Genomic DNA, 12,641 nt, shown 5'->3' with positions numbered 1-12,641 from the left:
TGGGGATGAAACAAAAATTATTTTCTCTAAATTAGAATTAATCATTAAAATTATTTTCATTTTCTGCAGCATCAAATAGTTTTATCCAAGGAGGCTTGCGATTGGCACCTATATTACACGCCTTGGCGCAGGAGCAGGAACGGCTGTCCCAGCAGGAGCGCCGGATCGCCGATTTTATCCTCTCCTCCCCTTCCGAAGTCGTTCACATGGGGATCAAGGAGCTGGCCGAGCAGTGCGGGACCAGTCCCGCCACCGTGACCCGGTTTTGCAAAGCGTTCCATCTCAAGGGCTACCCGGATCTAAAGGTAAAGCTGTCCGCCGAAATCGCCCATACGGAAATGCAGGAGCGGAGCGGCATGTCTTCCTATCAGGATATCGTGGCCAACAATCCGTTATCCCAAATCGTAGAGGCCATGGAAGCGAATCATCTGGCCTCCATCCGCGACACGACGTCCCTGCTCGACATGGACCGTCTGGCCCAGGCGATCCGCCTGCTCTGCGCCGCCGATCGGATCGACTTGTACGGGGTAGCCACCTCGTCGATCGTCGCCCAGGATTTCTACCAGAAGCTGATCCGGATCGGTAAGAACTGTACCGCCTTCGCTGATTCACATATGCAGATTACTTCCGCCTCGACGCTGTCGGGCCGGGATGTGGCGGTCGCCATCTCCTATTCCGGGGAAACGCTCGAAACGATCGATGCGCTGGCCTGCGCCAAAGCAGCGGGGCAGCGACCATTTCGCTGACGTCTTACAGCAGCAATACGCTGGCTGCCATGGCCGATATTCCTTTGTTTGCCTCTTCCCTGGAAAAAGGAATGCGCCGGGGAGACATGGCTTCGCGCATCGCCCAGCTCCATCTCGTCGACATCCTGTTTATGGGGATGAACAGCGAGCAGTTCGGACAGTATGTTCCCAAGCTGGAGCAGTCCTACCATAACGTACAGAATTACCGAAAATCCAGAGGAGGTCATTTTCAAGCATGAACATTTATACGTTTAAAAACGAAGCTGATTTTAACGCCACCGGGGCCAGCCTGATCGCCAGCCTGCTGCATACCAAACCGAGAGCGGTACTCGGCCTAGCCACAGGCAGCACCCCGGTAGGAATTTATGGACGGCTTATCGAAATGTACCAGCAGGGCCTGGTCAGCTTTGCGAAAGCATCCAGCTATAATCTGGACGAGTACGTCGGCCTGCCTGAGGGCCATTCGGAGAGCTACCGTACCTTTATGAATGAGAAGCTGTTCAATCATATCGATATTCAGCTCGAAAATACGCATGTTCCAAACGGCAACGCCGCCGATCTGGAGGAAGAATGCGTCAAGTACGACGCCATGCTGGAGCAGTACGGCCCGGTGGACCTGCAAATTCTCGGCATCGGCCACAACGGGCATATCGGGTTCAACGAGCCCGATGACAGCCTGGACGGCGGAACGCACGTGGCTGAGCTTCAGGAAAAAACCCGCACGGCGAACGCACGCTTCTTCCCGTCGCTGGACGATGTGCCTAAGCACGCGATTACCATGGGGGTCGGCAGCATTCTAAAGGCCAAGCAGATTCTGCTGCTCGTTCGTGGCGAGGACAAGGCTGAGATCGTGAAGCGCGCGCTGAAAGGACCGATTACGACGCAGTGCCCGGCATCGCTGCTGCAATGCCATCCGAACGTCGTGGTGCTGCTGGATCAAGGTGCAGGGAGGTTGTTAGGATGAGTGAAGAAAACGTACAGCTCTTGTACGGCAAGGTCGTAACGCCGGCAGGGGTATTGGAAGAAGGAGCCGTCGCCATCCAGGACGGCAAGATCGTCTATGCGGGGCTTGCCCGCGATCTGCCGCAGCGCTGGACGGACTCTGCCGCAAGCCAACACAAATCGGACGGATACATCGTTCCCGGCTTTATTGATGTCCACGTGCATGGAGGCAACGGCCAGGACTTTATGGATTCAAACAAGGAAGTGCTGGATACCATTACCGCCTTCCACTGCTCACAGGGAACCACCTCGATTCTTCCGACGACCATGACCGCGCCAAAGGCGGCGATCGACCGCGTCCTCAAGGAGGTTCACGAGTATACGCAGCATGACATGCCTTACGCAACCGTGGAGGGCGTTCATTTGGAAGGGCCTTTTATCAGCCCGAAATGGCCGGGAGCGCAAAATCCGGAGCATATCGTCCTGCCGAATGTAGAATGGCTGGAAGAATGGGAAGCTGCGTATCCGGGTCTCGTTCGCCAGGTGACGCTGGCGCCGGAGCGCGAAGGCGCGCTGAACGCGATCGCCTGGATGACCGAGCACGGTATCAACGCCGCGCTGGGCCATACGGATGCGACGTACGACGAGGTGGAAGCGGCCGTGGAAGCTGGTCTGCGCCAAGGCGTGCATACCTTTAACGCAATGACGCCGCTGCACCACCGCAAGCCCGGAACCGCAGGGGCGGTGCTGAGCGATCCGCGCATCCACGCGGAAATCATCGCCGACGGCATCCATGTGCACCCGGCCTGCATCTCCATCCTGGCCCGGTTGAAGCAGGATAACAATCTGCTCCTGATTACGGACGCCATGTCCGCAGCCGGACTCGGGGACGGGGAATACATGATCGGCGACCTTCCGGTTGAGGTGCATGACGGAATCGCTACCTTGAAGGGTCAGCGGGACAGTCTTGCCGGAAGTACCTTGACGATGATTAAAGGCTTCCGCTACCTCATCAACAACGTGGGCCTGTCGATCGAAGAGGCGTCCCTCGCCGCCAGCTTCAACCCGGCCAAACGGCTGCGGATCGAAGACCGCACCGGCACGATCGAAATCGGCAAGCAGGCAGACGTTCTGCTGCTGGATAACCAGCTGGATATTCAAGGCGTTTGGGTTAAAGGACGTAAGGTATTTTAAAAAACGGATTATGTATAAGGGGCTGTCCATAACAAGCTTATGGCAGCCCCTTTTTATCGGCAATTTTACCGATTGGTCGTATCAAAATGGTGTACAGGGGCATTGTAATTGGTAGTACGGTTGCCATTCCCGGCATTCATTGGGAAGATTCGCTCCACCATCGTCGACAGGTCGGACATGAGTCCTTTGATCGGATGTCCTCCTTGTGTTTGTGCCGCTAAGTTAGCCAATCCTTGGACAAAGCCCGGATTTGCAGATACATAGACGTTCTTGATCGTGTTATCCGTGCTCTTGATCGTATTGGCAATCCGGTCTTTAATGTCTGACGTAATCGTGTCATTGCGGTAATCGCTGTATCCGCCGGCACCCATCAGGCCGGTTCGGTTACCGGTGGAACCCATGGCATTGCCGGTACCCATACCGTTATTGGTGCCGACCCCGTTATCCGTCGTGCCTGCCGTACCGTACGTCGTCATATTATAGCCGTTGTTCCCCGTAATGCTGGCCCCTTTAGACGAATAGTTGCGGATGTTATGATGTGCTGCGGCGGCATTCGGAGCGGTTCCGCGAACGCCGTTACGCACCGTTCCCGATTTCGAACGGTTGTTGAAGCTGCTTCCATTGGCCGTTCCGGCATTGTTAAAGCTGCTTCCGTTCATCATGTTGTGGGTGCCGCTGAAGCTTTTTGCTCCCATGTTGCCGCCCGTGTTTCCGCCGGTATTGCTGGCCGTATCACGCAGGGACACGGCAACGTAGGCCGTATCACCGGCCACGAGAACGTTGGCGGATTTAACTTCCTTCATAGCTGCCACTTTATCGGACAGCTTTTGCGACAATTGGGCATTCGTCAAGTTATGGGTGGTCGCTGCGTTGCCGTTATTCGTGCTGTTTGTATTGTATGTGTAGCCTTTCGGACTGATCAAGCCGTTTTCCCGCAGGGAATTCACGCCGATACGGCCCGTTCTGCCGTTGCCGTCAATGACGTTTTTGGTGCGGATGTTCGTATTTGCAGGCTCCTTCGTCGTACAGCCGGCAACACCGGCCATGCTCACGAGCAGGGCTGCTGATACCGAAAGACTAATCGCTTTGGATCGTAGCATGAGTTCATCCTCCATCTCTAATAGGTGTAATAACACCATTTAGGATGACCACCCGCATGATCCGGTATGCTGAAAGGTTTTGGCATGACGGGACCGGTGCTACTGCAGCTGCTCAAGCTCTAAATATGCATCCTTGGATACCAAATAAGCTAAAGGATCGCCACTGCGCAGGATCCACACCTGTTCGGGGTGATCCGATTCGACCGCGATGAGGTAAACTTCCGGTTCCTTTTTCAATCCGCTTAAAGTAACCGTAATGGTACCAACGATCACTTCATGGCTTAAAGCCGAAGCGCGGCGGGTACCCCCGTTTTGCCCCAACTCGTGAAGCTTTCGAATCCTCGATTCCGCTTGACTTACAGGGAGTTCGCTTCCATTAAACAGCCATCCGCTCCCTGACATGCTCTCTCCCGCCGCAGCCGGTTCCCGCTGTAAAATCCAGGATTGATTTCTCCCTTCCCACTCCACACTCCGTACCTCTTTATCATTCCATTTGAATATCCCTGCCGACTCCTGGATCTGCTCTCCATTTGCAGCCATTGTTTCCCGGACCGGATCCGGCGGGTTCGCTTCACGATCCGCTATGAGTGTTGCGACAATAACGACCAAAAGCAGGCACCCGGCCGCTCCTAACCACTTCTTAACGTGCATGGCTCATCCCCCATTTGCTTGAAGGCATTCGGTTTTACCCTTCCTTGCCTTCATTTTACCCATCCCGCCCGAGATCTTTGCATCAGCCGCGGAAATGGTTGGATCGCCTAATACCGAACGTTTCTCCTCCACATACGATAGATCATGACCTAACACACAGGAGGTAGATGTATGAATACGGTTGTCGTGACAGGCGGCGCGGGATTTATCGGCTCGCATCTCGTCCGTCGTCTTGCGTCTCTTGGTTCGCAGGTGCATGTTATTGATAATCTGTCCACGGGCCGAGCCGAAAAAGTCCCTCCAGAGGCGGTTCTTCATACGCTTGATATTCGAAGCCCGGATGCCTATAAGATGATTGCTTCCATTCAGCCGGATGCCATTGTCCATCTGGCTGCGCAGGCGGATGTGCAGCAATCGATACGGGATCCTTTCCTGGATATGGACATTAACATTGGGGGCACGCTTAACATACTGAACGCCTGCAGGGAAGCAAAGGTCCGCAAGGTCATCTTTGCTTCCACATCAGGTGTATACGGTAACCTGCAAAAGGACATCATGACGGAAAGTGACCCCACGCTCCCGATTTCCTTCTATGGCCTTTCCAAGCTGGCCGGCGAGCAGTACATTCGTTTATACACATCCTTATTCGGATTGTCCCATGCTATTCTCCGCTTCGCCAACGTGTACGGACCGGGTCAGACCGCAAAGGGAGAAGGCGGCGTCGTGGCCATCTTTATGGACCGGATCCACCATGACCGGCAGCTGATTGTCAACGGCGACGGAAATCAGACGCGGGACTTTATTTATGTCAAGGATGTTGTCGAAGCTCTGATCGCGGCAAGCAGCCATCCTGAGGATTTGACTCTGCATGTCAGCACCGGAAAAGCGGCTACGGTTAACGATTTGGTGTCGTTCCTCCGCAAGTTTCATTCCCGGGAAATGAATGTGCAGCACGGCCCCGACCAAGCCAGGAGACATCCGCCACAGCTGCTTATCGAATCAAGCGATTCAGCGAAAGCTCCTTTGGAAACCCGTCTATTCGCTGGAACAGGGGCTTCAAGAGACGTATCGAAGTTTCGCTGATCGCATGTAACATTTTTAATATCGTACATTGCATCTTGCTCCTCCATGAATAGGACAAACAAGCGAAGACCTTTCTCAAAAAGAACCGTCCAATTAGGGCGGATTTTTTGCTTATCTGATTATTTTTAACTACGCCCGCTGTTTCAGCGACACATAAACGGGTTTGGACAGTCACCTACGCAGCCATATCGGTCAAGCACTACATTCGTTTAAGTTTATAGTAATTCCAGGCTTCTTCCCATTCGCCGTCATACCTGTCAATGATGAAAATTCGTGATACTCCACTATTTTTGCTAATTTGGACAATCAACTAACGCAGTTTTAGTTATTCCGCGTACTATGCTACGAGATCGATCAAAGGGAGTTGGAAGAATGATGGAGGATATTCCGAAGTATAAAATCGGCGTAATCGGGCTGGGATATGTCGGATTACCATTGGCCCGGTTATTTCTTGAGAAAGGGCACATCGTATACGGCATCGATGTAGATGAACGAAAGATTAATATGTTACACAAGCGTCAACCCTATCTTTCGGATTATGAGAAAGGCGACATCCGGGAACTGTTCAGTAAAAATAGATTCTATGTCGGCAGTTCGTTTGATGTGATCGAAAAAGTTGATGTTATCATTATTTGCGTTCCAACACCGCTTGGGGATGACGATCAGCCTGATTTGAAGTATGTCATCGGGGCATTGCAAAGCTCGCTTCAGTATCTCCGCCGAGGCCAGCTCGTCGTGCTCGAAAGCTCCACTTTTCCAGGAACGAGCGAAGAGCGAATTAAACCTATTCTGGAGTCAACCGGATACATGGTAGGAAGAGATATTTCACTCGCTTATTCGCCAGAACGAATCGATCCCGGATCAAAATGGGAGTTGGAGAAAATCCCTAAGGTTGTAGGGGGCGTCACCCCATCATGTACAACTTTTGCCAAACAAGTGTATGGAGCCGTATTTGATCAAATCGTTGTGGTATCCTCACCAAGGGTTGCTGAAATGACAAAAATTTTGGAGAACTGTCAGCGTTACGTAAACATCTCGTTTATGAACAGCTTACTGAGATTGTGCGAGAAACTGGATATTAGCCTTTGGGAGGCCATTGAGGCTGCCGGAACAAAACCATATGGTTTTACGAAGTATTACCCTGGTCCAGGAGTTGGTGGTCACTGCATTCCCGTCGATCCCCTGTATTTATTATGGAAGGCAAGAGAACACGACAACGATTTGCCCTTCATTGAGCTTAGCCATCAGGTAAACAAGGATATGCCTGGATATATTGTAGAACGGGTAACAAAGGCTCTGCTTCCAAAAGAGCTTCCTGGGAGTCATATCCTTGTTATCGGCGTCACGTATAAAAAAGATGTGAATGATATTCGGGAGTCGGTTGCCATTCATATCATAGAGCAGCTTATAGCATCTGGAGCCCAAGTAGAATATTTTGATCCTTATGTAGATGAACTGAAAGTCGGAGAAACCAGACTTCATTCGATTGAGCTCACAGCCCGAAACATGAAACACTTCGATTGCACGCTCATTTTAACGGATCATTCCAATATCCCTTATGAGACCCTAGTGGCGCATACCCCTATCGTAGTTGATACACGTAACGCCACAAAAAATATAACAGATCGCAAAAATATCATTTTACTCTAAGAAAGGGAGTTTTCCTCAGCCTACAGACGGCCTTAACGGGTCCAGCGCCCCCTAAATCCCACGTTCTAAGTTAAGAAAGATAATTACAGAAAAAGACCCACTCCCTTCCTCTTCAGATTACCTATCTCACAGTTGTACATTGTAAATTCCGAACCCGTCAATGTTCTGCCATAGACTTGAGTGCATCCTCGCTGTCAACGAATGTACTGCAATAGCCCATCTTGGAAGAGAGTATAACCCCCTATCCATTCTTCTGAGATCTAGAAGATAACCCAGTCTCGTTTCATATCGCAGCTTTTCTTCTCTCACTCTTCTAGACATCAAGATACTCTACTATTTATTGGAAATTTAGATTATTGACCAGTACTTTCTTACACGGGTGACCGTAAGATATTTCAAAGTTTAACATAAAAGGAGATGACAACGTGAAGAAGGATCGCCATCATCGGCGTTGGATATCCCGGTATCCTGGTCCTGTTGTTTCTTGAGCACTAACGGAGTTGTGTCAGCTGTGACAAACCATAAAAACATGATATCAACCTTCCGTTCATTCAACAAAGCAGTAACAAATTATGCCAAACGAACCACAGGCCTCGATAGTCTAGCATTCACCTTGTTATGAGGCGGCCTGTCCAGACCTTCGCAATTCATTCAGCTCTAAAGGAAGGGATCTTGATTACAAGGGGTGTACCTTATGGATATTTTAGTTACAGGCGGCGCAGGATTCATTGGATCCAACCTGGTGAAGAAATTGCTGTCCATGAATCACAGGGTGTGGTCACTTGATAATCTGTCTACCGGCTCTCTTACATTCCTTAACGAGGTTTTGCATCACACGAATCATCGCTTTATTGAGGGTACCGTCTTGAACCGTGATCTCATGAAAACACTGATCCAACAAACAGATGTTGTTTTTCACTTATCCGCAGTACTTGGCGTTAAGAACACGGTGGAAAATCCGCTGAAAGTTATAGAAGGCAACATAGACGGTACAAGAAACGTACTGGAGCTCGCTTATGAAATATCCAGACCGGGGCGTATATTACCGCGGACATGATCATCGAAGATAACGTTTTTATTGGTCCGGAAGTTTCTACTTCGAATGATAAGTACATGGAGCCTACAAAGGTCCCTCTGAAAGGGCCACATATTAAGAAAGGAGCTAGAATCGGCAATAATGCGACGCTGCTGCCAGGTATCGTTATCGGAGAAAATGCGGTTATCGGTGCAGGGGCAGTCGTAACGAAGGACGTTACGGACGGAAAGACTGTCAAAGGCGTCGCGGCTAAGTGACTTGGAAGGAGAGTCTCTACCCATGCAACCCATTCCTTTATTTGACCCACAATCAGAATATCGGGTCTTACGAAATGAGCATATTCTTGATGCATTGTCCGAGGTTCTGGATAAAGGTATTTTTGTCGCAGGACCTGAGGTGAAACGGTTTGAAGCGGAGATGGCGCTGCTTACTGGAACGAAACATGCCGTATCGACGGCCAATGGAACGGACTCTCTCATCCTCACCTTATTGGCAAACGGGATCGGACCTGGAGACGAAGTGATTACTTCCCCCTTTACATTCTTTGCGACAGCCGAAGCTATTGTACGCGTAGGAGCAACGCCTGTTTTTGCCGACATCGATGAGCGAACGTATAACCTTTCCCCAGCACACGCGGAAGCAAAGATAACGGCGCGTACCAAAGCGATCATCCCCGTCCACCTATTCGGGCAGCCAGCAGATATGGACGCATTTGCCGAACTGGCACATCGGTATTCTCTGATTATTATTGAAGATGCATGTCAGGCTATAGGTGCAGAATATAAAGGCAAACAGGTAGGCAGCTTAGGCCATGCGGCTTGCCTCTCCTTTTATCCCACTAAAAATCTAGGCGGCTTCGGCGACGGAGGCATGGTTACGAGTAATGATGACGAAATGGCTGATCGTATCCGGGTACTCGCTTTCCACGGGATGGGAAAGCTTAAATATTATCACGAGGCCGTGGGACTTAACAGCCGGCTGGACGAGATTCAGGCCTTGATGCTGAGAATCAAAATGACAAAAATTAGCGAATGGACGAAACGCCGCCAGGAACTGGCACAGCGCTACACGAATCAACTCGTGCAGCTGAACGACGTGATTCTACCGTACTGCGATTCAGCTTGCAGCCATGTCTATCGGGGAGAAAGGTTATCTTTGCCTCAACCTCTGAAGTATACGGCAAGAATGGTGATCTGCCGTTTCGTGAAGATTCGGACCGTGTTTATGGATCAACGTCCATTCATCGGTGGTGTTATGCGACTGCTAAATCGTTAGATGAGCATATGTGCTTAGGCTATTCTCAGAAAGGCCTTCCGGTTACGATCCTGCGTTATTTTAATGCCTATGGCCCCGGTCAAACGAATTCCCAATATGGCATGGTCGTACCACGTTTTATTATGGCTGCCTTGGAAGGCCGGCCACTAGAGGTTTATGGAGATGGGTCACAATCCCGATGCTTTACGTTTATTGACGATACGGTGCAGGGGACAGTGCAGGCATTAAGCTCTAAGGCCGATGGCCTCATTTTCAATATTGGTTCTGAACAATCGATTACGATCAAGCAGTTAGCCGAGCTCGTGATTCGGATGACCGGGTCCCCGTCGGAGATTCTGATTAAGCCTTATGATGAGGCATATGGACCCGGGTATGAGGATATGCCAGCGCGCAAACCGGGNTTTAAACTCGATCCAAAAGGGATACTGGGATATGATCCGCAAGTCGGTATTGATCTCGGGTTAGAACGGACGATCGAATGGTACCGGCAGGAGCTTGGGATACACCGATGAAGGAGGGACGCATCATGTTTCATTTCAAGTTTATTATGGATAATTTTCATGCCTCAGCCATGTCGGGGCCATTCACGGAAGCCAATATGAGAGCAAAATGGCTTCCTTACTATTGTCCGCCTGATATACAGATCGGATTTGCCCCAAATCCGGGACAATTTCCGATCTACCCGAATAACGCCTTGATTGTCGGTAAACAGGATATTGGCTGGTGGAACCATTATGTACAAAACTATACCGAGGATTTTCAGGTTTATAAGGGAAGATACTGGAGCACGGGTCCTAATTTCGACCAGTACCGACCAGTCGAACGCTATGTTCCGCTGGTCGTGTATTCGGAATTCCAGAAGCAATATATGAAGGATTTAAATTACCCTGAGCATCTCATTCATATCATTCCCAACATGGTTGACAGTGAGATTTTTTACCCCAGGCCAAAAGGTAACGAGATTATAGTTGGCTGGATCGGTCACGATTTGAATGGCTTGCTGAAAGGACCGGAAGTAATGCCATTCCTCGCACGCCGGTTCCCGCATATCCGGTTCGAGATGATTATGGCTCCCCCGCCAACGAATCAAGAGGGCTGGTTAAATGATCATCCTCCGAATTTATTAATTCGAACGAATGTGCCTCATGACCAAATGGCAGACATCATTAGCCGCTGGCACGTTCTCGTATGCGGAAGTAAAAGCGAAACCTTCTCCAATCAGATTGCGGAGGCTATGTCTTGTGGTGTACCGGTTATTGCAGCCGCAATGGGCGCCATCTATCATACCGCACCTAGTCAGCGCTTGATTTTCGACGTCAATTGGGGCTCGCCTCCATATTGGTGGCTGCCTGAGGCGCTGGAGAAATACGCCACCGCTCTTCACGAAGTTATTTCCAGCGCGGCCTACCGTGATAGCCTCTCGATAAAGGCTATAAATGATAGTAAACGATTTTCACCCCAAGAAGTATGCAAGAAGTGGTATGACTTTATCTATTTATGCCGTGAAATCGTAGAAAGAGGAGAATAAACCATGAGGGTAGGTGTCATTGGTGCAGGAGTCATGGGTGAAAATCACGTTCGGGTATATACTGCGTTGCCAAATGACTGCGAACTGATCGGGATATATGACGCTGATCAAAAGCGGGCACAGCACATCTCCGCTAAGTACCAGACAATGGCCTTCAAAAGTTTGGATGAGCTTCTTGGGCAGGTCGATGCGGTGTCGATTGCAGTTCCCACTTTTCATCATTACCAAGTCGGCCTGGCATGTATATCCAAAGGTGTTCACATGCTGATGGAAAAACCGCTCGCTCAAAATATGAAGGAAGGTACGGATTTAATTAAGCGAGCTGCTGAGGCCGGCGTGAAGCTGCAAGTCGGGCATATCGAACTGTATAATCCCGTCATTCGGGTATTGCGTCAAATCATTGAGCAGGAAGAGGTCGTTGCGGTAGACGTTCACCGCATGAGTCCATTCGAAGCCAGATGGCAAAACGTCAATGTTGTCGATGATCTGATGATTCACGATATTTACATTATGAACCATCTGTTTAAGACAAGAACCGAGGCAACCCAGGCTGTCGGATATGTCGATCATGGCATCATTCGCCATGCGGCGGCGCTCCTTCGAATGGACAATGGGATCATCGCACAGGTAACGGCGAGTTATATTACAGAGGAGAAGATTCGAACCATTCGAATTGTGACCAAGACTGCTTTCATTCAAGCCGACTTATTGGATAAACAGGTGCTTATTACCCGTTCGACGCGCTTTTATCAAACCTCGTTAAACATGAATTACGCCCAACAAAATATCGTTGAGAAAATTGCCGTTCCCATACAGGAGCCCTTATGGCTGCAGCTGCTTGATTTTATTACATGCATCAAAAAAGGAACGCAGCCCAACGTACCCGGTGAAGGTGGACTTCTGGTCATGGAAATCACAGGGGAAATCACGAAGAAGATTTTACAAGCGGAGGAATCCAGATGAGTGAGCGAAACGATGATTCGACGAACGTGATTTCGACGAACGCGACGATCGGCAATGATGTCGTACTCGGCCATCATATCGTTATTGAATCGGGAGTCACGATTGGAGACCGGGTCCGGATTGGCCATCACTCCGTCATCCTTCAAAACACAGTCATTGGAGATGACGTATCTATCGGAAACGGCAGCTTCCTAGGTTGTCAACCCTTCAAAAACTCCAAAGTCATTCACCAGATCACAGATCAAACAGGGCTGGTCATCGGCAGAGGATCAAGCATAGGCAACGGAACCGTTATTTATGCAGGCAGTCACCTAGGGGAAGACGTCATGGTCGGCGACTTGGCCAGTATCAGGGAACAAACGAACATTGGCCATTCTACAGTAGTAGGGCGCAATGCGAAAGTGGAATGCCGGACAGAAATCGGAAATCAATGTGTCATCCAGACCGGGGCGTATATTACCGCGGACATGATC

General features: G+C 50.0%; 11 protein-coding genes and 3 pseudogenes. 12 read left to right on the top strand and 2 right to left on the bottom strand.

Going from position 1 to position 12,641, the window contains the following annotated elements:
• Positions 1-101 precede the first annotated feature (101 nt).
• The 3 genes and pseudogenes from CPT76_RS34580 to nagA all read left to right on the top strand — a co-directional run bounded on the left by CPT76_RS34580 (position 102) and on the right by nagA (position 2,882).
• Positions 102-985: pseudogene (locus CPT76_RS34580) on the top strand (MurR/RpiR family transcriptional regulator).
• Entirely contained in the window at positions 982-1,710 is a 729-nt protein-coding gene (nagB, locus tag CPT76_RS34575; protein WP_105446113.1) for a glucosamine-6-phosphate deaminase, read from the top strand. Before CPT76_RS34580 ends, nagB begins: the two are co-directional and overlap by 4 nt.
• Positions 1,707-2,882, top strand: coding sequence for an N-acetylglucosamine-6-phosphate deacetylase (nagA, locus tag CPT76_RS34570; RefSeq protein WP_105446112.1), 1,176 nt, complete (start codon positions 1,707-1,709; stop codon positions 2,880-2,882). Before nagB ends, nagA begins: the two co-directional genes overlap by 4 nt.
• Positions 2,883-2,947: 65 nt before the next feature.
• On the opposite strand, the gene CPT76_RS34565 is transcribed toward nagA, so the two are convergent.
• Entirely contained in the window at positions 2,948-3,982 is a 1,035-nt protein-coding gene (locus tag CPT76_RS34565) for a YhcN/YlaJ family sporulation lipoprotein (protein ID WP_181153239.1), read from the bottom strand.
• Between the two features lie 99 nt (positions 3,983-4,081).
• The gene (locus CPT76_RS34560; protein ID WP_105446110.1) at positions 4,082-4,633 is read right to left on the bottom strand and encodes a hypothetical protein; all 552 of its coding nucleotides are present in this window, start codon (positions 4,631-4,633) and stop codon (positions 4,082-4,084) included.
• Between the two features lie 171 nt (positions 4,634-4,804).
• Between CPT76_RS34560 and CPT76_RS34555 the strand changes: the two genes are divergently transcribed.
• The 9 genes and pseudogenes from CPT76_RS34555 to CPT76_RS34515 all read left to right on the top strand — a co-directional run.
• Positions 4,805-5,716 (top strand): NAD-dependent epimerase/dehydratase family protein, encoded by a 912-nt coding sequence (locus CPT76_RS34555; RefSeq protein ID WP_308737732.1) that lies wholly within the window; start codon positions 4,805-4,807, stop codon positions 5,714-5,716.
• A 372-nt stretch (positions 5,717-6,088) separates the two neighbouring features.
• A complete protein-coding gene (locus CPT76_RS34550) occupies positions 6,089-7,366 on the top strand; it encodes a nucleotide sugar dehydrogenase (RefSeq protein WP_308737731.1) in 1,278 nt (425 codons plus the stop codon).
• Positions 7,367-8,060: 694 nt separating this feature from the next.
• Positions 8,061-8,387 (top strand): annotated as a pseudogene (locus CPT76_RS41060) (NAD-dependent epimerase/dehydratase family protein); the annotation flags it as partial.
• Between the two features lie 2 nt (positions 8,388-8,389).
• Positions 8,390-8,659 (top strand): annotated as a pseudogene (locus CPT76_RS34540) (acyltransferase); the annotation flags it as partial.
• A gap of 22 nt (positions 8,660-8,681) precedes the next feature.
• Positions 8,682-9,677 carry a DegT/DnrJ/EryC1/StrS family aminotransferase gene (locus CPT76_RS41055; protein ID WP_258169084.1) on the top strand — a complete coding sequence of 332 codons (996 nt, stop codon included), beginning with the start codon at positions 8,682-8,684 and terminating at the stop codon, positions 9,675-9,677.
• Positions 9,596-10,189, top strand: a complete 594-nt coding sequence (locus CPT76_RS34530; protein WP_258169098.1) for an NAD-dependent epimerase/dehydratase family protein — start codon at positions 9,596-9,598, stop codon at positions 10,187-10,189. The genes CPT76_RS41055 and CPT76_RS34530 overlap by 82 nt, the downstream gene beginning before the upstream one ends.
• A 14-nt stretch (positions 10,190-10,203) precedes the next feature.
• On the top strand, positions 10,204-11,205 hold the full coding sequence (locus CPT76_RS34525; RefSeq protein ID WP_181153238.1) for a glycosyltransferase family 4 protein: 1,002 nt from the start codon (positions 10,204-10,206) through the stop codon (positions 11,203-11,205).
• Positions 11,206-11,208: 3 nt separating this feature from the next.
• Entirely contained in the window at positions 11,209-12,168 is a 960-nt protein-coding gene (locus tag CPT76_RS34520; RefSeq protein WP_105446105.1) for a Gfo/Idh/MocA family protein, read from the top strand.
• A partial coding sequence (locus tag CPT76_RS34515) for a DapH/DapD/GlmU-related protein (RefSeq protein WP_308737730.1) occupies positions 12,165-12,641 on the top strand: 477 nt, incomplete at its 3' end. The genes CPT76_RS34520 and CPT76_RS34515, both read left to right, overlap by 4 nt.

The organism is Paenibacillus sp. AR247 (assembly GCF_002968895.1).
Classification (GTDB): domain Bacteria; phylum Bacillota; class Bacilli; order Paenibacillales; family Paenibacillaceae; genus Paenibacillus_AQ; species Paenibacillus_AQ favisporus.
Note: the sequence above shows the minus strand (reverse complement) of the source record. Positions and strands in the feature narration are given on the sequence as shown.